22 protein-coding genes and 1 pseudogene are annotated in these 22,080 nt (G+C 72.0%); 16 read left to right on the top strand and 7 right to left on the bottom strand.

Features of this window, described 5'->3' with window-relative positions:
• Positions 1 to 178 precede the first annotated feature (178 nt).
• From ACFY7C_RS06220 to ACFY7C_RS06180, 9 genes are all read left to right on the top strand, one after another.
• A complete protein-coding gene (locus ACFY7C_RS06220; RefSeq protein ID WP_389644485.1) occupies positions 179 to 790 on the top strand; it encodes a nucleoside 2-deoxyribosyltransferase in 612 nt (203 codons plus the stop codon).
• 193 nt (positions 791 to 983) lie between these two features.
• Positions 984 to 2,249: an alpha/beta fold hydrolase gene (locus ACFY7C_RS06215; protein ID WP_389644482.1), complete on the top strand. Its 1,266-nt coding sequence runs from the start codon at positions 984 to 986 to the stop codon at positions 2,247 to 2,249.
• 9 nt (positions 2,250 to 2,258) lie between these two features.
• Positions 2,259 to 2,891 carry an MBL fold metallo-hydrolase gene (locus ACFY7C_RS06210; protein WP_389644480.1) on the top strand — a complete coding sequence of 211 codons (633 nt, stop codon included), beginning with the start codon at positions 2,259 to 2,261 and terminating at the stop codon, positions 2,889 to 2,891.
• 71 nt (positions 2,892 to 2,962) lie between these two features.
• The gene (locus tag ACFY7C_RS06205; protein ID WP_389644477.1) at positions 2,963 to 3,742 is read left to right on the top strand and encodes an exodeoxyribonuclease III; all 780 of its coding nucleotides are present in this window, start codon (positions 2,963 to 2,965) and stop codon (positions 3,740 to 3,742) included.
• A gap of 90 nt (positions 3,743 to 3,832) precedes the next feature.
• Positions 3,833 to 4,270, top strand: a complete 438-nt coding sequence (locus ACFY7C_RS06200; RefSeq protein WP_389644474.1) for a DUF6278 family protein — start codon at positions 3,833 to 3,835, stop codon at positions 4,268 to 4,270.
• Positions 4,271 to 4,414: 144 nt separating this feature from the next.
• Positions 4,415 to 5,167: an amino acid ABC transporter ATP-binding protein gene (locus ACFY7C_RS06195; protein WP_389644472.1), complete on the top strand. Its 753-nt coding sequence runs from the start codon at positions 4,415 to 4,417 to the stop codon at positions 5,165 to 5,167.
• A gap of 13 nt (positions 5,168 to 5,180) precedes the next feature.
• The gene (locus ACFY7C_RS06190) at positions 5,181 to 6,098 is read left to right on the top strand and encodes a glutamate ABC transporter substrate-binding protein (protein ID WP_389644469.1); all 918 of its coding nucleotides are present in this window, start codon (positions 5,181 to 5,183) and stop codon (positions 6,096 to 6,098) included.
• Positions 6,099 to 6,118: 20 nt separating this feature from the next.
• Positions 6,119 to 6,763, top strand: coding sequence for an amino acid ABC transporter permease (locus ACFY7C_RS06185; RefSeq protein WP_389644466.1), 645 nt, complete (start codon positions 6,119 to 6,121; stop codon positions 6,761 to 6,763).
• Positions 6,760 to 7,620, top strand: a complete 861-nt coding sequence (locus ACFY7C_RS06180; RefSeq protein ID WP_389644463.1) for an amino acid ABC transporter permease — start codon at positions 6,760 to 6,762, stop codon at positions 7,618 to 7,620. The genes ACFY7C_RS06185 and ACFY7C_RS06180 overlap by 4 nt, the downstream gene beginning before the upstream one ends.
• Positions 7,621 to 7,659: 39 nt before the next feature.
• On the opposite strand, the gene ACFY7C_RS06175 is transcribed toward ACFY7C_RS06180, so the two are convergent.
• The 3 genes from ACFY7C_RS06175 to ACFY7C_RS06165 form a co-directional block, all read right to left on the bottom strand.
• Positions 7,660 to 9,231, bottom strand: coding sequence for an alpha/beta fold hydrolase (locus ACFY7C_RS06175; protein WP_389644460.1), 1,572 nt, complete (start codon positions 9,229 to 9,231; stop codon positions 7,660 to 7,662).
• Between the two features lie 136 nt (positions 9,232 to 9,367).
• Positions 9,368 to 10,534, bottom strand: coding sequence for an Ig-like domain-containing protein (locus ACFY7C_RS06170; RefSeq protein WP_389644457.1), 1,167 nt, complete (start codon positions 10,532 to 10,534; stop codon positions 9,368 to 9,370).
• A gap of 75 nt (positions 10,535 to 10,609) precedes the next feature.
• Positions 10,610 to 11,836 (bottom strand): hypothetical protein, encoded by a 1,227-nt coding sequence (locus ACFY7C_RS06165; protein ID WP_389644454.1) that lies wholly within the window; start codon positions 11,834 to 11,836, stop codon positions 10,610 to 10,612.
• A gap of 179 nt (positions 11,837 to 12,015) precedes the next feature.
• On the opposite strand from ACFY7C_RS06165, the gene ACFY7C_RS06160 reads away from it, so the two are divergent.
• Positions 12,016 to 13,293, top strand: coding sequence for a cytochrome P450 (locus ACFY7C_RS06160; protein ID WP_389645994.1), 1,278 nt, complete (start codon positions 12,016 to 12,018; stop codon positions 13,291 to 13,293).
• On the opposite strand, the gene ACFY7C_RS06155 is transcribed toward ACFY7C_RS06160, so the two are convergent.
• A complete protein-coding gene (locus tag ACFY7C_RS06155) occupies positions 13,247 to 13,978 on the bottom strand; it encodes a hypothetical protein (RefSeq protein WP_389644451.1) in 732 nt (243 codons plus the stop codon). The two genes, ACFY7C_RS06160 and ACFY7C_RS06155, sit on opposite strands and share 47 nt — an antisense overlap.
• Positions 13,979 to 14,083: 105 nt before the next feature.
• Between ACFY7C_RS06155 and ggt the strand changes: the two genes are divergently transcribed.
• Positions 14,084 to 15,895, top strand: coding sequence for a gamma-glutamyltransferase (gene ggt, locus ACFY7C_RS06150; RefSeq protein WP_389644448.1), 1,812 nt, complete (start codon positions 14,084 to 14,086; stop codon positions 15,893 to 15,895).
• Positions 15,896 to 15,914: 19 nt separating this feature from the next.
• Here the strand turns inward: ggt and map are convergent, their stop codons facing one another.
• Positions 15,915 to 16,682, bottom strand: coding sequence for a type I methionyl aminopeptidase (gene map / locus ACFY7C_RS06145; protein ID WP_389644445.1), 768 nt, complete (start codon positions 16,680 to 16,682; stop codon positions 15,915 to 15,917).
• A gap of 33 nt (positions 16,683 to 16,715) precedes the next feature.
• Here map and ACFY7C_RS06140 point away from each other — a divergent pair, with 33 nt between their 5' ends.
• Both ACFY7C_RS06140 and ACFY7C_RS06135 read left to right on the top strand, forming a co-directional pair.
• Positions 16,716 to 16,967, top strand: a complete 252-nt coding sequence (locus tag ACFY7C_RS06140) for a helix-turn-helix domain-containing protein (protein ID WP_389644442.1) — start codon at positions 16,716 to 16,718, stop codon at positions 16,965 to 16,967.
• Between the two features lie 82 nt (positions 16,968 to 17,049).
• A pseudogene (locus tag ACFY7C_RS06135) lies at positions 17,050 to 18,171 on the top strand (IS630 family transposase).
• A 26-nt stretch (positions 18,172 to 18,197) separates the two neighbouring features.
• Here ACFY7C_RS06135 and ACFY7C_RS06130 read toward each other — a convergent pair.
• Positions 18,198 to 18,602, bottom strand: coding sequence for a GNAT family N-acetyltransferase (locus ACFY7C_RS06130; protein ID WP_389644439.1), 405 nt, complete (start codon positions 18,600 to 18,602; stop codon positions 18,198 to 18,200).
• A 225-nt stretch (positions 18,603 to 18,827) separates the two neighbouring features.
• On the bottom strand, positions 18,828 to 19,538 hold the full coding sequence (locus tag ACFY7C_RS06125; RefSeq protein WP_389644437.1) for an NAD(P)-dependent oxidoreductase: 711 nt from the start codon (positions 19,536 to 19,538) through the stop codon (positions 18,828 to 18,830).
• Positions 19,539 to 19,600: 62 nt separating this feature from the next.
• Here ACFY7C_RS06125 and ACFY7C_RS06120 point away from each other — a divergent pair, with 62 nt between their 5' ends.
• The 3 genes from ACFY7C_RS06120 (at position 19,601) to ACFY7C_RS06110 (ending at position 21,919) form a co-directional block, all read left to right on the top strand.
• Positions 19,601 to 19,969, top strand: a complete 369-nt coding sequence (locus ACFY7C_RS06120) for a winged helix-turn-helix transcriptional regulator (RefSeq protein WP_389644434.1) — start codon at positions 19,601 to 19,603, stop codon at positions 19,967 to 19,969.
• 9 nt (positions 19,970 to 19,978) lie between these two features.
• A complete protein-coding gene (locus ACFY7C_RS06115) occupies positions 19,979 to 20,380 on the top strand; it encodes a PPOX class F420-dependent oxidoreductase (protein WP_389644431.1) in 402 nt (133 codons plus the stop codon).
• A gap of 69 nt (positions 20,381 to 20,449) precedes the next feature.
• Positions 20,450 to 21,919, top strand: coding sequence for a UL36 very large tegument protein (locus ACFY7C_RS06110; RefSeq protein WP_389644429.1), 1,470 nt, complete (start codon positions 20,450 to 20,452; stop codon positions 21,917 to 21,919).
• The last annotated feature ends 161 nt before the right edge of the window (positions 21,920 to 22,080 follow it).

Below are 22,080 nucleotides of genomic sequence, written 5' to 3'. Positions count from 1 at the left end.
GCGTGCTCGGGGTCAGGCGCCGCCAGTGAGGGTGTGGCGTGGGCCGTACCTCGACGCCGTCCCGCACCAGCGCGACGGTCGCGTCATCCGGTGACGGACTGCGCGAACCCCGGACGGGCAGACCACCCCCGTCGTACCGTCACACCACATACCAGCGCCAACCCGCTCAGGAGCTCCCATGCCGTCCATCTATCTCGCCGGAAAGATCGGCCCAGGCGACTGGCGCCACGACCTGATCGGCTACCAGCTCCGCGGAGCCTGGGCGGTCGACGATGAACACCCCTCCGAGCCGTGGCCCGTCCTGAAGCGCAGTGTTCTCGGCCTCTTCGACTACGTCGGCCCGTACTTCGTCAGCGACGACCACGGCTGTGGCCACGGCCCCAGTACCCACGGTTGCGGCAACGACGGCGCTGTTCGCTGTTTCACCTACGAGAACCTGCCCAAGAGGAATCAGGTACGGGAACTCTGCCTCTCGGCCATCGACACGGCAGACATCGTGTTCGCCTGGCTCGACGACCTCACCGCCTACGGCACGCTCGTCGAGATCGGCTACGCCAAGGGCCGCGGGAAGACGGTTGTCATCGCGGCACCCGAGACACCCCAGACCTTCGGATGGTTGTCTGGGGCCGACGGCGCTGGTATCGAGATCGCGGACAGCGCCACCAACGACCTGTGGTTCGCCTTCTCCTGCGCCTCCAGCACCATCGCCGCCGCCTCTCCCCTTGAAGCCCTCAAGGAGGTCGCCCGCCTGTATCCCCACCTTGAGTCCCCTATCGAGCAGGCGTTCTGAGCCCGGCCGCGTATTCCTCGGGCCGTCGAAGCCCACGTCGGCTGCTCGCGACGCCGCATCAAGGAGGGCCGGCCCGAGATCGTCCGATGCCTCAAAACGGCTGCGTTGCCCTGGATGGCTGCCATCTGCTCACGATGGCGTAGTCGTGGCCCCGGTCATCAGGGCCCGCGCCGGAGATGAGAGGGTCTTGCGGGTGAGCGATACACCGACGAACACCCTGCAATACCGCGTTGACGGGCGAGAAGACGCTCCGGTCCTGGTCCTGGGGCCGTCGCTGGGCACCACCTGGCACATGTGGGACCGCCAGATACCCGAGCTCTCCCGCAGCTGGCGGGTCGTCCGCTTCGACCTGCCGGGGCACGGCGGGGCGCCCGCCCATCCCGCCGCGTCCGTGGCCGAGCTCGGCGACCGGCTGCTCGCCACCCTCGACGAGCTCGGGGTCCAGCGCTTCGGCTACGCGGGCTGCGCCCTCGGCGGCGCGGTCGGCCTCGACCTCGCGCTGCGGGCCCCGCAGCGGGTCGCCTCCCTCGCCCTCGTCGCCACCTCGCCCCGCTTCGGCACCGCCGACGAGTTCCGTCAGCGCGGGGTGATCGTGCGCACCAACGGTCTCGAACCGATGGCCCGCAGCGCGCCCGAGCAGTGGTTCACCCCGGCCTTCGCCGGCGCCCAGCCCGCGATCGTCGACTGGGCCGTGCAGATGGTCCGCACCACCGACCCCGGCTGCTACATCGCCGCCTGCGAGGCCCTCGCCGTCTTCGACGTGCGCGAGGCGCTCGGCCGGATCGGCGTGCCCGCCCTCATCCTGGTCGGTGCCGACGACCGGATCACCGGACCCGCCGAGGCCCGCACCCTCGTCGCGGGCATCGCCGACGCCCGGCTCGCCGTCGTCCCCGGCGCCTCCCACCTCGCGCCCGTCGAGCAGCCCGCCGCCGTCACGGAGCTGCTCACCGGCCACTTCGCCGACCTGTCCCACGAGAGCACCGGCGCGCTGAACGCCCCGCCCGTGCCGCCGGTCTCCGTGCCCGTCCTCCCGGCCGGCGAGATCGCCCCCGCCCCGGCCGCCGAGGAGGACGAGGAGCCGCGCCCCGACCCGTACGAGACGGGGATCAGGCTCCGCCGCGAGCTGCTCGGCGACGCCCGGGTGGACGCGGCGCTCGCCGACGACTTCGGCACCGAGCTGCAGGGCCTCGCCACCCGCTTCGCCTGGGGCGAGGTGTGGAGCCGTGACGGCCTCGACCGGCGTACCCGCAGCGCCGTCACCCTCGCCGCGCTGATCGCCGGCGGCCACCACGAGGCCCTCGCCGACCACACCCGGGCCGCGCTGCGCAGCGGTCTGACCCCGGACGAGCTGAAGGAGATCCTCCTCCAGACCGCCGTCTACTGCGGCCTTCCCGCGGCCGAGAGCGCGCTGCGGGTCGTCGGCCGTGTGGTCAAGGAGGAGACCACCCCCCAGGCGTAGGCTGCGGCCGTGAAGCTGACGAAGAACACCCACGCCTGCGTCCGCCTGGAGAAGGACGGACGGACGCTCGTCATCGACCCCGGGATGTTCACGGAGGAGGACGCCGCGCTCGGCGCGGACGTCCTCCTCGTCACCCACGAGCACCCCGACCACTTCGACGAGGGACGGCTGAGGGCCGCCCTTGAGGCGAACCCGGCCGCGGAGGTGTGGACGCTGCGGAGCGTCGCCGAACAGCTGTCGGCGGCGTTCCCCGGCCGGGTCCGCACGGTCGGCGACGGCGACACCTTCACCGCGGCCGGTTTCGACGTCCAGGTGCACGGCGAGCTGCACGCCGTGATCCACCCCGACATCCCGCGCGTCACCAACATCGGCTTCCTGATCGACGGGGCCCTCTTCCACCCCGGGGACGCCCTCACCGTGCCGGACCGGCCGGTGGAGACCCTGTTCCTGCCGGTCATGGCACCGTGGAACAAGATCTCCGAGGTGATCGACTACGTGCGGGAGGTCAAGCCGGTCCGCGCCTACGACATCCACGACGCCCTGCTCACCGACCTGGCCCGGCCGATCTACGACCGCCAGATCGGCGCCCTCGCCGGCACCGACCACCGACGGCTCGCCCCCGGCACCTCCACGGAGGTCTAGCGGCGCTCCGGCGGAACGCCGCCAGAGGCGGCAGCCGCCCCTTGTCACACCCCCCGGCTAGGCTTGCGCTCATGCGCATCGCCACCTGGAACGTCAATTCGATCACCGCCCGGCTGCCCCGGCTCCTGGCCTGGCTGGAGAGCAGCGGCACGGACGTGCTGTGCCTCCAGGAGACCAAGTGCACCGCCGAGCAGTTCCCCACCGAGCACCTGCGCGAGCTGGGATACGAGTCGGTGGTCAACGCCACGGGCCGGTGGAACGGGGTCGCCCTGGTCTCCCGGGTCGGCCTGGAGGACGTCGTCACCGGGCTGCCCGGCGGCCCGGACTACGAGGGCGTCCAGGAGCCGCGGGCGATCTCCGCGACCTGCGGCCCGGTCCGCGTCTGGTCGGTCTACGTGCCGAACGGTCGCGAGGTCGCCCACGATCACTACGCGTACAAGCTGCGCTGGCTGGAGGCGCTGAAGGCCGCCGTCGCCGACGACGCGGCCGGCGAGCGCCCCTTCGCCGTGCTCGGCGACTTCAACATCGCCCCGACCGACCAGGACGTCTGGGACATCAGCCTCTTCGACGGCGCCACCCATGTCACCGAGCCGGAGCGGGCCGCGCTCGCCGGGCTGCGGGAGGCCGGCCTGAGCGACGTGGTGCCGCGGCCGCTGAAGTACGACCACCCGTTCACGTACTGGGACTACCGCCAGCTGTGCTTCCCGAAGAACAAGGGCATGCGCATCGACCTGGTCTACGGCAACAAGCCGTTCGCGGACGCCGTCAAGGACGGCTATGTCGACCGTGAGGAGCGCAAGGGCAAGGGTGCCTCCGACCACGCTCCGGTCGTGGTCGACCTCGACGTCTGAGACCGGGGACTTGGACGTCCGAGGCCGGGGGCCGGGACGATCTCCGCGCGCCGGGTGGTGCCCGCGGAGGCGGGGTGCGACGCTGGTCGGATGAACATCCCGTTCCTGGACAACTGGCTCAAGCGGCACGAGACCGAGCAGTCCCCGCTGGTCTCGGTCTTCGACCGGGACCCGGCGGGCGCGGCCGAACTGCTCGCCGAGTGCGCGCTGCTGCGCGCCCGCGCCCAGGAGTCCGGAGTGGCACTCGACGACACGCCCCGCTCCCTCACCGCCCTCGACCAGCTCCCGCCGCGCTGGCGGGACGACCCGGAGGAGCTGCCCTGGGTCGGCAACGACGCGGGGCTCTATCTGGGCACGGTCCTGGTGCGCACCGTGGCCGGTGCCGGCTGGCGGCTGCGGCCGGACGGCCAGCCGGTGGTCCTGCTCGCCTCGGGGCGGGAGATCAACGTGGTGGAGGCGGGCCTCGACTGGGCCACGACCGGGACTCCCGAGCTCTCCCAGGTCTATGCCGAGGCCGCCGAGTCCTGACCCCCCGACCCTCCCGACACATCCGCTTTGCGGTAAATACGGCTTATCCCCCTTTCATGCGTGTCGGGCGTGAAGTCCCTATTTCTGCTGGATAGTTTGCGCTGACCTCGACACCAGCTGAGAACACAGGGGGCAGGGCAGCACATGGCCGTCGTCGATCGCGAACCGTTGATCGAACTGCGGGGCGTCAACAAGCACTACGGCACGTTGCACGTCCTCCAGGACATCCACCTCACCGTCGGTCGCGGGGAGGTCGTCGTCGTCATCGGCCCGTCCGGCTCCGGGAAGTCGACGCTCTGCCGGGCCATGAACCGCCTGGAGGCCGTCGAGTCCGGCGAGATCGTCATCGACGGCCGGCCCCTCCCCGAGGAGGGTAAGGCGCTCGCCCGGCTCCGCGCCGAGGTCGGCATGGTCTTCCAGTCCTTCAACCTCTTCGCGCACAAGACCGTCCTCGCCAATGTCTCCCTCGCCCAGATCAAGGTCCGCAAGCGGAGGAAGGAGGAGGCGGACCGGCGTTCCCGCGAGCTCCTCGACCGGGTCGGCCTCGCCGCGCACGCGGAGAAGTTCCCCGCCCAGCTCTCCGGCGGCCAGCAGCAGCGCGTCGCCATCGCCCGCGCCCTCGCCATGGACCCCAAGGCGCTGCTCTTCGACGAGCCGACCTCGGCGCTCGACCCCGAGATGATCAACGAGGTCCTGGAGGTCATGCGGCAGCTCGCCGATGAGGGCATGACGATGGTCGTCGTCACCCACGAGATGGGCTTCGCCCGCTCCGCCGCCCACCGCGTGGTCTTCATGGCCGACGGCCGGATCGTCGAGGACCGCACCCCCGAGGACTTCTTCACCGCGCCGCGCAGCGAGCGGGCCAAGGACTTCCTGTCCAAGATCCTCACGCACTGACGGGAGCGGAAGCATGCAGCGTACGCAACGGACCCTCGCCGCGCTCGCCCTCCTCCTCGCCGCCGTCCTCGCCGGCGTTGGGTGCGGCAAGGAGGGCAGCCCGCCCGTCAAGGGCCCCAAGCCCGGCCAACTCCCCGTCTACCAGGTGCGGTCGGGCTTCACGCTGCCCGACTCGCCCACCTGGAACCGGGCGAAGAAGCGCGGACACCTGGTCGTCGGCGCCAAGGAGGACCAGCCCTACATGGGGGAGAAGGACCCCGCCACCGGCACCTACTCCGGCTTCGACATCGAGATCGCGCGCATGATGGCGGCCTCCCTCGGCTTCGACCCCGCCGGCATCCGCTTCCGCACCATCGCCTCGGCCAACCGCGAGACCGCCCTGCAGAACGGTCAGATCGACTACTACGTCGGCACCTACACCATCAACGACAACCGCAAGAAGCTCGTCGGCTTCGCCGGCCCCTACTACACGGCCGGCCAGTCCCTCCTCGTCCGCACCGACGAGAACGACATCGCCGGACCCCAGGACCTCGACGGCAAGCGCGTCTGCTCGGCCGCCGGCTCCACGCCGTACCAGCGCATCCAGAAGGAGTACCCGAAGGCCGACCTCGTCGCGTACGACACCTACTCCGTCTGCGTCGACAACCTGCTCACCTACCAGGTCGACACGGTCACCACCGACGACACCATCCTCATGGGCTACGCGGCCAAGGTCCCCGACGAGCTCAAGATCGCCGGAAAGCCCTTCTCCGAGGAGCCGTACGGCATCGGCGTCCCGCACGACGACACCGCGCTGCGCTTCGCCCTCGACGACGCCCTCGCCGCCCACGAGAAGAACGGCGACTGGAAGAAGGCCTACGACGTGACCCTCGGCCTCTCCGGGGTGCCCGCCCCGACGCCGCCCGCCATCGACCGCTACCCGGCGAGCTGAGGAAGGAGCACCGCCCTTTCATGGACGTCCTGACGGAGAACTTCTCCACCTACGGCGACGGTTTCCTCGGCACCGTCGAACTCACCGTCTACGCCTCGCTCCTGGCCCTCGCCCTCGGCTTCCTCATGGCCTCCTTCCGGGCCGCGCCGGTCGGCTCCTTCCGGGTCTTCGGCACCGTGTGGGTCACGGTGCTGCGCAACACCCCGCTCACCCTGCTCTTCTTCGCGGTGATGCTGGGCCTGCCCCGCTTCGGCATCGTGCTGCCCTTCCGGCTGTTCGCGGTCCTCGCGCTCGGCTGCTACACCTCCGCCTTCGTCTGCGAGGCGCTGCGCTCGGGCATCAACACCGTGCCGCTCGGTCAGGGCGAAGCCGCCCGCAGCCTCGGCATGACCTTCGGCCAGACCCTCGGCAACGTGATCCTCCCGCAGGCCTTCCGCTCGGTCATCCCGCCGATCGGCTCCACCCTCATCGCCCTCGCCAAGAACTCGGCCATCGCCGGGGCGTTCAGCGTCACCGAACTCCTCGGCACCTACAAGACGTTGAGCGAGCTCGGCTACAACATCATCTGGACCTTCGTCTGGATCGCCGTCGGCTACCTCATCATCACCCTCGCCATCAGCGCGCTCTTCCACTTCCTGGAGAGCCGCTGGGGAGTCGCCCGATGACCACCGCCTCCACCGCGCTCTACGACATCCCGGGCCCGCGCACCCGCAGACGCCATCTCCTCTACGGTCTGATCTCGACCGCCGCCCTCCTCGGGATCGTCGCCTGGATTCTCTACCTCCTCTTCGACAGCGGCCAGTTCACCGCTTCCAAATGGTCGCCCTTCGCGTACGAGGGCATCCAGGAACTCCTGCTGCGCGGCCTCGGCAACACCCTCAAGGCCTTCGCGTACGCCTCGGTGCTCTCCCTCGCGCTCGGCGCGGTCCTCGCCACCGGACGGCTCTCCGAGCACCGGGTCTTCCGCTGGACCTCCACCCTGTTCGTGGAGTTCTTCCGCGCCATGCCCGTCCTCGTGATGATCTTCTTCATCTTCGTGGCGCTCAAGGTGCAGCCGCTGCCCGCCCTGGTCGCCGGGCTCGCCCTGTACAACGGCTCGGTGCTCGCCGAGGTCTTCCGCACCGGTGTCCACGCGGTGGCGCGCGGCCAGGGGGAGGCGGCGTACGCGCTCGGCATGCGCAAGACGCAGGTGATGACCTACGTCCTGGTGCCGCAGGCGGTGCGGGCGATGCTGCCCGCCATCATCAGCCAGCTGGTGGTGGCGCTGAAGGACACCTCGCTCGGATTCCTCATCACCTACGAGGAGTTCCTGCACGCGGGCAAGCTGATCGCCTCCAACCTGGACTACGATCTGCCCTTCATCCCGGTCGTGATGGTGATCTCGCCGATCTACATCGGGATGTGCGTCCTGCTCTCCTGGTTCGCCACCTGGGTGGCGAAGCGGGAGCGGCGCAGCCCCCGGACGAGAGCCACGGACGTCGCTCCCGCCGAACCGGCCACGCTGCTGCCGGGCCGCGAGTAGCCCCCGCACGGGCCCTGCCCGCCCGGCAGCAGCCGGTGATCACTCTTTCCGCAGCGGTACCGACACATAACTCGGGTCGGCCGCGGGGGAGGAGAAGGTCAGCTGCGCGCCGGTCGGGTTGTGCTCGATGTACAGCGGGTCGACCGTGTCCACGACCAGGGCGAGCCGGTGCCCGGCCGGTACGTCGTACGCCGTGGAGAACAGCTCCAGGTCGACGGGGAACGGCTTGCCGGGCGCCTTGTCGTGGAAGGTGTAGGGGGCGTTGCTGATCAGCTTGCCCATGCCGAGGGGCCCCACGTCGTAGAGGTACGCGACGAAGGTGCCGCTCGACGCGGTCGGCGTGACCGTGGTGTGCAGCCGCGCCGTGCCGCGCACCCGCTGCGGGGAGTCGTAGCGTTCGGACTGCCAGACCCCGGCGAAGGCGCGGGGGAGCAGCGGGATCGAGGCGACGGGCGGGGCCTGGAAGAACTGGTCCAGGAGGTTGGAGAGCATCACGATCCCGCCGTTGGCGCCCGAGTCGACGTTCGCCCAAAGGTGTTCGGAGTCGCCGAGGGCGAACTTCCGCTGGTCGGCGCCCACGGACTTCCAGTCGGGGTAGCTCTCGTAGCCGGCGTCGGAGCGCGGCTTGAGGCGGACCGGCTGCTCGCGGTCGACGCCGTTGTCGGCGCCCCTGAGGTGGTGGTCGAACCAGCGCCGGGCGCTGGTCCAGGTGTCGTTGGGCAGCCCGAGCAGACCGGTGGCCTCGGCGGTGGCGTGGTCGCCGGGGCGGAACTCCAGGCGCTTGGGGCCGGTGAGCTTCTCGTAGAAGCTCGCGAACTGGTTGGGCGGGAAGATGGTGTCGCCCCAGGCGTTGCCGAGCATGATCGCCGGGCGGTTGGCGTTGATGGCGTCGACGTAGGTCGCCGCGGAGCGCTTGCGCCCCCAGGCGATCATCTCGCTCTCCTTGTCCAGGTTGGAGGAGAGGAAGTCGCCGAGGATCTGCCGGAGTTCGGGGCCGGGTCGCCCGGTGAGATGGCCGGCGCCGCCGAGCAGGGCGGCGGCCTGGAGGTGCTGGGTGCGGCCGCTGTAGATGGAGTCGATGAGGTCGGCCCAGCCGCTGAGCGCGGCGACCGCCCTGATCCGCTTGTCGTGCGCGGCGGCGAGCAGGCTGATCCCGGCCCCGTAGGAGACGCCGGCCATGCCGACCCTGGCCGGGTCGGCCGGGGTGTTCGCCAGGGCCCAGTCGATGACCAGGGAGGCGTCGGCGACGTCCTTGGGTCCCGCGGTCTCGATCTCGCCGCCGGACTGCCAGAAGCCGCGCGAGTTGTAACTCACCACGACATAGCCGGAGTCGGCGAGCTTCTGCGCCTGCGCCAGGTATTCGATCTGGGGCATGGCCCAGCTCGTGGGCAGCACGATCACCGGGTAGCGGGCGGAGTCGCCGGCGCCGGCCGGGGTGATGACATTGGCCTTGAGGATCGTGCCGCCGTCCCCGGCGATGTCGACGAAGCGGATGGAGCCGGCGGCCTGGGTCTCGGCGTCGGACGTGTCGGCGTGGGCGGCGGGGGCGAGCCCGAGCGCCGTGCCGGCGACGAGGGCGGCCGAGACGGCGAGGGTCAGGGCTGTGCGCACGGGTCACTCCTCACTGGTTCACTGAATGGGGGGCAGTGAAAGTGACCCGACGGTAACCGCGACGGCTTACCCGTGGTAACCGGTCGGTATGTTACGCATGAGTAACGATTGGCGGAATCCCGTTCTCGGGGCGCCGTCAGCGCAGCGCGCTCTTGGCCTGCCAGTCGGCCCAGGACAGGTTCCACTCGCCGTAGCCGTTGTTCAGCGCCTGCGTGCCCTTGGCGTCCGCCCCGGTGATCTCGAAGGGGTCCCCGACCTGCACCGCGTCGTACACGGCCGCGGCGTTCGCGTCGCTCATGCCGATGCAGCCGGAGCTGCGGTTCGCGTTGCCGAAATAGGCCGCGTTCCAGGGGGCCGCGTGCGCGTACATCCCCGACCAGGTCAGCCGCATCGAGTAGTCGACCATCTTGTCGTAGGCATCGCCCAGACCGACCGTCTCGGAGCGCATGTTGATCGTGCCCTCCTTGGACATCAGGACCGTCGTGCCCCGCCAGGACGCCTTCTCGCCACCGGGCGTCCCCGCCGACATGGCCACGTCCTTCACCACCTGGCCGTCCCGCAGCAGCTTCAGCCGGTGGCCGTCGAGGTCGACCTTGACGACCTGGGCGCGGCCGACCGTGAAAGTGGTGGTGTAGTCGCGCACGAACCAGCCGCCGGCGGCCCCCGAGTCGACGCCGTTCAGTTCGGCGTCCAGGGTGACCTTCGTGCCCGGCTTCCAGTACTCCTTCGGCCGCCAGTCCACCCGGTCCTTGCCCGACCAGTCCTGCATCCAGCCCCACGAACCCTCGGTGCCGTTCGACGTGGTGACCTTCAGCCGCCGCTCCACGGCCGCCTTGTCCTTCACCGGGTGGTCGAAGACGATCGACAGCGGCTGGGCGATGCCGACCGTGGTGTTCTTGCCGGGCGCCAGGCTCAGCTTGTTCACCTTCGCGGGCGCGGCCGTCGCGAAGTCCGCCTTCGCACTGCCGCCGCCGGTGTCCCGCGCCTCCACGGCGTACGAGGTCCCCGGCGCCGCCGGCCGCTGGGAGGTCCACGTCCTGCCGTCGGCCGACACCTTCCCGGCCAGGTTCCCGCCCTTGGAGTCCGTCACCGTCACCTGCTGGAGCCGCGGCCCCTCGGTGAGCGTGACCACCACAGGCGCCCCGGCCTTCGCCTGCTGCCCGGTCAGGTTCACCGCGATCCTGGTGCTCGGCGCGTCCTGAGCGGAACCGCCGCCCGAGCCGCCCGGCCCGCCGGAACACGCCCCGAGCGTGAGGGCCAGGGCGGTGGTGACGAGCAGGGCGGGCACGGGTATGCGGTTCACGGGAACGACCTCCGGTGGTGATCTCTTACGGGAGGTGAGAGTCCCGGCGACCGGAGATGGTTCCGTACATGTGCCCTATTTCTGTGATGTCGGATGTGAGATGGGCGATACGGGTCGGGCGGGGCCGTCCTGGAGGGCGACGGCCTCCGCGAAGTCCCGCCGGGCATCGGCGTACCGCTTGACGGCGAGCAGGAACAGGGCGCGGTCGGTGAGGGCGCGGGCGAGCGCCGACGGCTCGTCGCCGGGCAGCCGGCGGGCCAGGGCCACGCCCTCGTCGAGGACCGGACGGAGCGTCTCCTCGGCCCGGCGGCCTTCGGTCTCCCACCGCAGGGCCCGACGGAGGGTCAGGCGGCGCTGGACCGTGACGAGGCCGCGCAGGTCACCGGAGGCGCGCAGGGCGGCGACCTCCCGCTCGAAGGAAGGAATCGAGGCGACGTAGGACTCCCTCGTGTCCGGCGACCAGCCGTGGACCACATAGGCCCCGAACGGCGGCATCGGCGCGTCCGCGGTGGCCGCCGGTTCGTCCGGCCTGCCCGACAGGACGAACAGGGTGACCCACCACGCCTGGATGTTGCTCCAGCTCACGGGCTCACCCTCGCTCGCGAGACGCGTGAGCACCGTCAGCGCCTCCCGCCGCGCCTCGGCCGCCTCGGCCGGGCGCCCGGCGGCCAGGAGCATCCCGGCGTGATGGGCGACCATCCACACCAGCGAGGCCAGCGGGGCCCGGTCCTCCCTCGCCCCGCGCCGCCTGTCGGCCACGAGACGCGCGAACACCTCGAGCGCCTCCTCGCGCCGCCCCGCCGCGTCGAGTTCGGCCGCCCACTCGATCAGACTCCACTCCGACGCGTCCGCCCCCTCCCGCCCGACGTGCCGCCCGTACAGCGCGGCCGCCTCCGCGTGCCGCCCCTCCTCCGCGAGCACCAGCGCGAGCCTCCCGTACGCCCCGGCCCCGGCCGACTCCTCGCACACCGCACGCCCCTCCGCCCGCCTGCCGGCGGCGAACAGCGCCCGTTCGTACGCCCCCAGCGCGCGGGCCAGCCGCCCCGGCCGCGCGTCGCCCTCGATCCGCCGTGCCGCGTCCACCGCCTCGGCGAAGAGCCGGACCCGCACCTCCGGATCGTCGAGCTCGTACCCCCGACCCAACAGCGCGTCCATCAGCCGGGGCAGATACGCCCGCGGGCTCACCCGCGCGAGCACCCGGTACGCACCGACGCACTCCCACGTGCTCAGCCGGCCCGAGCCCAGCAGCAGCACCCGCGCCCGCAGCACCGCGTCCTGATCGATCTTCTCCGTGTCCGCCACGTTCCCCCTGCTCTCCGGGTGATTCACGAAGGGAGATTCTGGGAGTCGGGACACAGGCCGGACAAGGCTCTCGAACTGTGCGTTCCGTCCTACGAAAAACGGCCCTGACCTGTCATGATGGTGACGTCTTCACCCCGACGGGAGGGCCGGTGGAGAACCCGAGCGAGGCACCCGACGCCATCGGCGCCCCCGAGACGGTCCCTGAGATCGCCCCCGGGACCGTCCCCGACGTCTTCGACCCGCGGATCTACGCCTCCGGCATCCCGCACGACCGCTTCCGGGCCCTGCGCGACCACCACCCCGTCGCACGCCAGGAGGAGTACGAGGTCCTCGGCTGGCCCGCCGGGCCGGGCTTCTGGGCCGTGACACGGCACGCCGACGTCGTACGGGTGCTCAAGGACGCCGCCGGATTCTCCTCGTACCTCGGCGCCACCCAGATCCGCGACTCCGACCCCGCCGACCTGCCCTTCATCCGCCGGATGATGCTCAACCAGGACCCCCCGCACCACGGACGGCTCCGGCGGCTCGTCAGCCGGGCCTTCACGCCGGGGCGGATCGAGCGGTTCGCCGACACCGCGCGCCGGCGCGCACGCCAACTCCTCTACGCGGCACGGGAGTCGGGAGACGAGGTGGACCTCGTGCGGGCCGTCACCGACGACTACGCGCTGCTGAACCTCACCGATCTGCTCGGCGTGCCCGCGAGCGACCGGGGGCTGCTGCACACCTGGACCGAGCGGGTCATCGCCTACCAGGACCCCGACGAGCCGCCCGTCCTCGACGCGGGGGGACGGCCGGTCAACCCCCGCTCACCCGCCATGCTCGCCGAGATGTTCGCCTACGCGCAACAGCTCGCCGCCCACAAGCGCGCACACCCCGCCGACGACGTCATGACCACGCTCGCCACCGGTGAACTCCACGACGCCGAACTGGAGATGTTCTTCTTCCTGCTGACCGTCGCGGGCAACGACACCGTCCGTAGTGCCGCGCCCGGCGGACTGCTCGCCCTCGCCGAACACCCGGACCGGCGACGTGAGTTGTGGGAGGGGAAGGTCGGCATGGACACGGCGGTCGACGAGCTCCTGCGCGTCCACCCGCCCGTGCTCTCCTTCCGGCGCACCGCCGTCCGGGACACCGAGCTGGCCGGAGTGCCGATCGCCGCGGGGGACAAGGTCGTCGTCTTCCACGCCTCCGCCAACCACGACGAGCGGGTCTTCGCCGACCCCCACCGCCTCGACCTCGCCCGCACCCCCAACCCGCACGTCTCCTTCGGCGACGGCCCCCATGTCTGCCTCGGTGCCCACTTCGCCCGGCTCCAGCTCCGCATCCTGTACGAGGAGGTGCGGGCGGCCTGCGCCGACCTGGAGCTCGCCGGGCCGCCCCGGCGCCTCGTCTCCAACTTCATCAACGGGATCAAGTCGCTGCCGGTGCGGGTGGAGCCGTGCGCGCCTCGCGGGTGATGTCGGCGACCACCTCCACCACATCGGGGCCGTACGCCTGCGAGTTGATCACCTTCAGCAGCAGCGCGAAGGTGCCGTTCCGTCCGTAGGTGCGGGCCAGTGCCTCGTGGTGGCGGGACAGATGGCGGGCCGCCGCCTGATTGCTGACCGCGGCCTGGCCGCAGAGCAGGAACAGCGGCCGCTCGCCCTCGCCGCCCGTCAGCCGGGCCAGGACGACGTACTCGGCGACGCCCCACTGTGCGCGATAGGTCTGGCCGCCGACGCTGAACATGCCCCGGTCCTCCCGTGGTTCCGACTCCACGTTCATCGTGAACCCCGGCAGCAGATTCGACAGGTGGGCGGCCATGCGGTGGTTCGAGTAGGGGCCGCCGATGCAGAACTCCGCCGTCTCGCCCAGCCCCCGCCGGGCGGTGTCGTGCTGGACGATCCGCAGCCGCGCACCGCAGTCCTTGATCAGGGCGGACAGTTCGAGCAGCGCCGACACGTCGGTGGCGTGCACGGCACGCTCGTTGCCCGCCTGGCGGTTCACCACCAACAGGCACTCGGAGCCCGTCGGCAGCCCGAAGAAGGCCTGCTTCCTGCGGAGCCGTCGCCGCCAGAGGTAGGTGCGGGCCAGCCAGCCGAGGGAGCCGCTGACTCCGGTGGCCAGGACACCCAGGACGACGTTCCACAGGTCTTCGTTCATGGGCGCGCATGCTAGCGGCGATCGGGTGACCGTTCGACAGGCGGTCCTGACGGAAGACGGGAAGGGAAGTTACGCTGCGCGGACGGTCGTTGACTGGAGGTAGGGATGCGTCGTTCCGCCGTACGTAACGGGTCGATCGTGGCCGTCGCCGCGACGGTGCTGGCGGTCGGGGCCGCCGCCCCGCCGGCGACCGCCCCGCCGACGGGCACCCCGACCCCGGCCAAGGTGCCCGTCGCCACCGGCTGGGGCGGCGCCGTCGCCAGCGTCGACGCCGACGCCTCCGCCGCCGGCATCGAGGTGCTGCGCCAGGGCGGCAACGCGGTCGACGCCGCCGTCGCCGTGGCCGCCGCCCTCGGGGTCACGGAGCCGTACTCGGCCGGCATCGGCGGAGGCGGCTACTTCGTCCACTACGACGCGAAGACCCGTACGGTCCACACCATCGACGGCCGGGAGACCGCGCCCGCCTCCGCGGACGCGCAGCTCTTCGTCGAGAACGGCAAGCCCATCCCCTTCGAGGAGGGCATGACCAGCGGCCGCGGCGTCGGCACCCCCGGCACCCCCGCCACCTGGGAGACCGCCCTCGACGCCTGGGGCAGCAAACCGCTCCGCACGCTCCTGCGGCCCGCCGAGCGCCTCGCCCGCGACGGCTTCACCGTGGACGCCACCTTCCGCGCCCAGACCGCCGCCAACGAGGCCCGCTTCCGCGACTTCCCGGCCAGCTCCGCCCTCTTCCTGCCGGGCGGCCACCTGCCGGTGGTCGGCTCGACGTTCAAGAACCCCGACCTCGCCCGTACGTACGAGAAGATGGGCCGGCAGGGCGTCGGCGCGCTCTACGAAGGGCCGATCGCCCGCGACATCGTCGACACCGTCCAAAACCCGCCGGTCCGCGCGGGAGCCACCCGGGTGGTCCGCTCCGGCGACCTGACGGAGGGCGACCTCGCCGCCTACCGGACCATCGAGCGCCGCCCCACGAAGGTCTCCTACCGCGGCCTCGACGTCTACTCGATGGCCCCGTCCTCCTCCGGCGGCACCACCGTCGGCGAGGCCCTCAACATCCTGGAGGGCACCGACCTCTCCCGCGCCTCGCAGACCCGCTACCTCCACCGGTTCATCGAGGCCGGCCGGATCGCCTTCGCGGACCGCGGGCGCTGGGTGGGCGACCCGGCCTTCGAGGACGTGCCCGTGCGCGGACTGCTCTCCCAGCGGTACGCCGACTCCCGCGCCTGCCTCATCCGCGACGACGCCGCCCTGACCAGCCCGCTCGCCCCCGGCGACCCGCGCGACCCGGTGCCCTGCAAGAGCGGCGGGACGGCGGCCCCGACCACGTACGAGGGCGAGAACACCACCCACCTCACCGTCGCCGACAAGTGGGGCGACGTCGTCTCCTACACCCTCACCATCGAGTCCACCGGCGGCAGCGGCATCACCGTCCCCGGCCGCGGCTTCCTGCTCAACAACGAGCTGACCGACTTCTCCTTCGCCCCGGCGAACCCGGCCGTGCACGACCCCAACCTGCCCGGCCCCGGCAAGCGCCCGCGCTCCTCGATGTCGCCGACGATCGTGCTCGACAAGGCCGGCCGGCCGGTGCTCGCGCTCGGCTCCCCGGGCGGCGCGACCATCATCACCACCGTCCTGCAGACCCTCACCGGGGTCGTGGACCGCGGCCTGCCGCTCGTCGACGCCATCGCCGCGCCCCGGGCGAGCCAGCGCAACCAGGCCACCACCGAACTCGAACCGGGCCTGTGGAACAGCCCGGTCAGGGCCGAGCTCGAAGCGCTCGGCCACGCCTTCCGGCAGAACCCGGAGATCGGCGCGGCCACCGGCGTCCAGCGGCTGCCGGACGGGCGCTGGCTGGCCGCCGCGGAGACGGTGCGCCGGGGCGGCGGCTCGGCGATGGTGGTGAAGCCGGCGCCGTAGGGGCCCCGCCGAGCAGCTTCTAAAGAGCCGTCAGGACGCGCGGGCCGTCGTCCGTGATCGCGACGGTGTGCTCGGTATGGGCCGCGCGCGAGCCGTCGATCGTACGGACGGTCCAGCCGTCCCCGGCCGTGTAGTGGTGGTCGCCGCCGCCGGCGATCAGCATCGGCTCGATCGCGATCACCATCCCGTGTCGCAGCGGCATGCCACGGCCCGGGCGCCCCTCGTTGGGGATGTCCGGGCCCTCGTGCATCGTGCGGCCCACGCCGTGGCCGCCGAAGCCGTCCGGGATGCCGTAGCCCGCCCGTCGGCAGACCCGGCCGATCGCGTGCGCGATGTCGCCGACCCGGTTGCCGACCCGTGCCGCGGCGATGCCCGCCTCCAGGGCCTCGTACGCCGTGTCGATCAGCCGGGCGTCCTCGGGGCGGGCCCGGCCGACCGCGAGGCTCACGGCCGCGTCGCCGACCCAGCCGTCGAGCACCGCCCCGCAGTCCACGCTCAGCAGATCGCCGTCCGCGAGCCGGGTGCCGTCCGGGATGCCGTGCACGATCGCGTCGTTGACCGAGAGGCAGACCACCGCCGGGAAGGGCACCGGCGCCCAGTCGGGGTGGTAGTCCAGGAACGGCGACCCGGCCCCCGCCGCCGTCAGGACCTCCCGCGCCACCCGATCGAGCTCGCCGAGCGTCACCCCGGGCGCCGCCCTCTTCCGTACGGCCTCCAGGGCCTGTGCCACCACCCTCCCGGCCTCGCGCATGAGCAGCAGGTTCGCATCCGTCTTGATCTCCACCATGCCAATTACTATACCGGTATTAGAATGGGTGCCATGGTGCGCACACCCCTGACCCCCGAAGAGCGCGAGCGCGGCGAGCGGCTCGGCCGGCTCCTGCGCGAGGCGCGCGGCGGCCGCTCGATGGCCGAGATCGCCGCGGCGGCCGGCCTCTCCGCGGAGACCCTCCGCAAGATCGAGACCGGCCGCGCCCCGACCCCCGCCTTCTTCACCGTCGCCGCGCTCGCCGGCGTCCTCGGCCTGTCGATGGACGAGCTGGTCACGCGCTGCGCGCTGGTGCCCGTCTAGTGCGGTGACCGAGAAGGTTTGCCGGGTTGCTCGTTGTGCTGGTTGGAAGTGACGACGCTTCCAACCAGCCTGGCGAGACGGGATGGCACCACTGGTCAGGGTCCGCAGGCTCACTGAGCAGGAGGGACAGAAACTTCAGCAGATCGTGCGGCGGGGCAGTACCAGCTCTGTGCGGTTCCGGCGGGCGATGATGTTGCTGGCCTCGGCCGGCGGCAGCACGGTCCCGGTGATCGCCCGTCTTGTCCAGGCGGACGAGGACACCGTCCGCGACCTGATCCACAAGTTCAACGAGATGGGGCTCGCATGCCTCAACCCTCACTGGGCGGGAGGCCGTCCCCGCCTGCTCAGTCGTGACGACGAGGACTTCGTCATCCAGACGGCCACCACCCGCCCGACCAAGCTGGGCAAGCCCTTCACCCGATGGTCGATCCGCAAACTCGCCGACCACCTGCGACGCAACATCGCCCGGCCCGTCCGGATCGGCCGCGAGGCCCTGCGGTGCTTACTGGTCCGGCGCGGGATTTCCTTCCAGCGAACGAAGACCTGGAAGGAGTCGCCGGACCCGAATTTCGACGCCAAGCTGGACCGGATCGAGTACGCGCTCAACGAGCGGCCGGACCGCAGGTTCGCCTTCGACGAGTTCGGCCCGCTCGGCATCCGCTCGACCGCCGGCTCCTGCTGGGCTGAACAGGGCCGCCCCGACCGGCTGCCGGCCACCTATCGCCGCACCCACGGCATCACCTACTTCCACGGCTGCTACTCGGTCGGTGACGACCAGATGTGGGGGGTCAACCGGCGCCGCAAGGGCATCGAGCACACCTGAACCGCGTTTCGGTCGATCCGCGCCGCCAGACCCGACGGCGCCCCGATCTACGTGATCCTCGACAACCTCTCGGCCCATCTGAACCGGAAGATCCGCAGGTGGGCGGCGAAGAACAAGGTCGAGCTGTGCTTCACACCCACCTACGCATCCTGGGCCAATCCCATCGAGGCCCACTTCGGGCCGCTGCGGCAGTTCACCCTGGCCAACTCGCACCATCCGAACCACTCCGTCCAGACCCGGGCCCTGCATGCCTACCTGCGCCGGCGGAACAACAACGCCCGCCATCCAGACGTCCTGGCCGCCCAGCGACGCGAACGAGCACGCATCCGCAGCGAGAAAGGCATCCGCTGGGGAGGACGCCCCCTGGCGACGGCCGCCTGACCGGTGTTCGCAGCCTGTCCTGCTACTCAAGGCCGCCAGATATAGCGGATGTCCGGCTCTCGTTCCTCGTTGCGCAGTCCGTCGGTTCGCTCAACCGCAATGAAGCCGTGCCGCTCGTAGAACCGTCGCGCCGGCTTGTTGACCTGGAACGTCCACAGTTCCAGTCCCTGCGGGCGCTGTCGCTTGGCCAGGGACATGAACCGGTCGCCCAGTCCCTGGCCGCGCCACGACGGATCGAGGTAGAGCTGCTCCAGCTCCGTGCCCTTGTCGAGTACCAGCAGCCCGACCACGGAGCCCCCGCCGACCGCCACCCAGGTCTCGTATTGCGGTACCACCACGTGCGAGAACCAGTTCCGTACCTCGTCATCGTTGTGCGCGCGGCGCACGGCCGGCAGCGCGGCGGCGAAGGACCGCAGCCACACTTCGGCCATGCCGAGCGCGTCAGAGTCAACGGCCTGCCGAAGTACAACGCGATCACTGTTCACAGCGCGTGACTCTCGCAGATGAGTGCCTCCGGCGCAGCCGAATTTGAGATCACTGCCCACCATGATCGCCGCACGAGCTGTCGCCACTGGCCAAGGCAACCCGGTGAACCTATGCGGTCACAGCACTAGGTGCCCGCCCAGGTGTCCGGGGGCATGTGCGAGGGCTCGGGTTCAGACGGACACCGCCAGCTGCACCCGCCCGTGCCGAGGCCGTTCGATCTCGTCCAGGAGGGCCAGGGCCAGGTCCGTGTGGGCGATGCGGCCCGGGCCGTCGAGGACCGTGCCGATCGCCGTGCGGTAGCGGCCGGTCGGCGGCGCGTCCTGGGCCAGGTCGAGGGGCGGCACCACCATCAGCCAGTCGAGCTCCGGGCCCGCCTCGGCCGTGAGCAGCTCGAACTCGGCCACATGGCCCTGCGCGAACGCCCGCCATTCCGCGGGGAATTCGGGTGCGTCCATCAGACGCACGCCCGGCTCGGTCTCCAGCGTGGTCGCGATGCCGAGGGTGAGCAGCCGGCCCACGCCCGCCCGGCGCAGGCCCGTGACCAGGGCCCGGGCGGCCGCGGTGAAGTACTCCGCCGAGGGCACGTCCAGGCGGACCGAGGCGTTCACCGCCGCGTCGTGCCCGGAGGCGAGGAGCGCCACCGACTCCGCGTCCGTGACATCGCCCCGTACCACCGTCACCGCGACCCCGTCCTCCAGGTCCGCGTACTTCGCCGGGTCGCGCACCACCGCCGTCACCCGGTGGCCACGGGCCGCCGCCTCGGCCACCGCGGCCCGGCCCACGCGTCCGCCCGCCCCGAAAACGATGATCTTCTTGTCCGTGTCACTGCCCGCGCCAGTGCCCGCGCCAGTGCCCGCGTCATTGCTCGTGTCGTCGCTCATGTCGGCGACCGTAGAGCGAGGGTCCCTGGTTACTTCAACGGTACTGGGCTAGCGTCCGACCCGTGTTCGACGACTGCGCAGACTCCGCCCCCCGCCCCATCCGCGTCGGCGGCAAGTGGACCGCCATGGTGCTGCGTTGCCTGGAGGACGGCCGTCCCCGCCGCTTCACCGAACTGCGCGAGCCGCTGCACTGGATCACCCCCAAGGTCCTGACCGAGACCCTGCGCGCCATGGAGCGCGACGGATTCGTCTCCCGGACCGAGTACGACGAGAACCCGCCCCGCGTCGAGTACGCCCTCACCGACCTCGGCCGCTCCCTGCTCGGCCCCCTCGACACCGCCTGCGCGTGGGCCCGCGCCCACGGGTCGCGGATCACCGAGGCGCGGGACGATTACGACACCGGCGTCCTGGGCCCGGACGCGGCTGCGTAGGCTCCCCGCATGAAGCCCGACACCATCCCCGAAGAGCTGCGGCGCGGCCGCTACGTCAGCCTCACCACCTTCCGGAAGGACGGCACCGGCGTCGCCACCCCCGTCTGGTACGCGGTGGAGGGCGACGAGCTGTACGCCTGGACCCGCACCGACTCCTGGAAGGTGAAGCGGCTGCGCCGCGACCCCCGGGTCGTCGCCGCCGTCTGCGACGTCCGGGGGAACGTGCCGCAGGACGCCGTACGGGCGGAGGGCACGGCCCGGCTCGTCACGGGGGAGGAGCTGCGCCGGGTGCGGGGACTGCTTTCCCGCAAGTACACCTGGCAGTTCTGGGCGGTCGACTGGCCCGCGACCCTCGCCCGCCTCGGAAAGCGCCCCCACACGGGCATCGTCGTGAGGTTCACGGGCGCCTGACCGAAAACTCTCCGTAGCCGTCCCGTAACACGGCTGAGGTCCAATGCCGGTGGACCGAAAGGCAGGGGTATGGCGGTGCATCAACTTCCGGCGGAAGTCGCGGCGTTCACGGGATGGCTGAGCGAGACGGCCGGCCGGCTCACCCCCGGCGAGGGCTGGTACGGCGTCTTCTCCGCCCGCGACCCGGCCGGGCTGCGCGCCTGCTTCGCCGGCGCGGACGTCCTGCCCTGGGACGTCGTCGAGTCCCTGCTCCAAGACCTCGACGAACCCCTCGACGGCGCCCGCGCCCTGCGCGGCCGGGCGTTGCACGAGGCCGCCGCGACCGCCCACGACCGCGCCGCCCCGGGCGGAGCGGAGGCGCTCGCCGAACGCCGGGAGCTGATGCGGCGCGAGGCCCGGCACGCCGAGACCCGCGTCCGCGAACTGACCGACCGCCCCGACCCCGACGCCACGTCGCTCGCCTGGGCCCACGACGACCTGCGCCGCGCCCGCGCCCGCGTCACGGAACTCACCGCCCGGCTGACCCGCCTCGCCCCGACGGGCCCGTACGCCGGGTCGAGGGGGCAGCACCCGGCCGCGGTGCCGACGGCGCCCGCCGGGTCCTCGGCGCCGAGGGCGTCCGCCTCCACGACGCCCACCGGGCCTCCCGCGCCAACGGCGGCCACTGGGCCTTCCGTACCGACGACGTCCGCCGGGTCCTCTGCGCCGACGACGTCCGTCGGACCATCCGTACCGACGGCGCCCAGCGCACCCACGACCTCCGCCCCGCCCGCGACGGCCTCCGCCCCACCGGCGGCCCGGCGTCGCCCGCGCGGCGCCCGTTACGCGTGGCTGGAGGACGCGGATCCGTCGCCCGCGGTCGGGGTGCCCGTGGCCGCGCTGCCCATGGCCCCGGCCTCGGCGCCGCGTGGGGCGCGGTTCGGTGGGGCGTCGGCCGCGGCGGGACGCGCGCCCGCTCCGGTGGCCCGGGAGGTGGCCGACGACTCGGGGCAGGCGGCCCGCGCCGCGGGCAACGCCGTCTACGCGCTGCGGCGGCTGCGTGCCCAGGGCCGCAGCGGCGAGGCGCACGCGCTGCTGTGCGAGGCACTCGCCGGGCCGCCCGCGTGGTTGCCGGTGCTCGCCGCCGAGCTGCACGGCGCCGGACTCGCCGCCGACTGGGCGACCCTGCTGTGGGAGGCCGCCACGCTGCCGCCCGCCCGGCTGGCCGCCGTCGCCGGGGCGCTCGCCGACGCGGGCCGCCCGCACGACTGCGACCAGCTGCTCCGGCAGGGCGTGGCCCGCCCGGTGGAGGAACTGGCCGGGGCCTGCGCCGCCCTGTACGCCGAGGGCCACCACGCGGAGGCCCTCGCGCTGCTCACCGCCTTCGTCCGCTGTCGTACGCCCGAGGACGCCGCCCGGCTCGCCGCCGCCGACCCGGGGGCCGGCAGGGAGGCCGACCCCGCCGTCCTCACCGCCGGGCTGCTGGCCGCCGCCCGGTCCGTCTCCCCGTCGCGCGAGCGGGACGTGCTGCACGCGCTGCGGGTCGCCCGAGTGGTGTGACGCGAGGCCTGTGCGGACGCGCGGCGGAGCTGGCGCCGTCGGGGGCGACAACGACGGCGGAGCTGATCGTCATGACCCGGGACGTGTCGGTACGTGTCCGACGTGGACCACTCGGGTATGAAACATGATCGACTCCGCCGGTTCACGGCAGTGGTCTTGCT

Source organism: Streptomyces sp. NPDC012769 (assembly GCF_042901205.1).
GTDB lineage: Bacteria > Actinomycetota > Actinomycetes > Streptomycetales > Streptomycetaceae > Streptomyces.
This window is presented reverse-complemented; position numbering and strand designations above follow the sequence as displayed.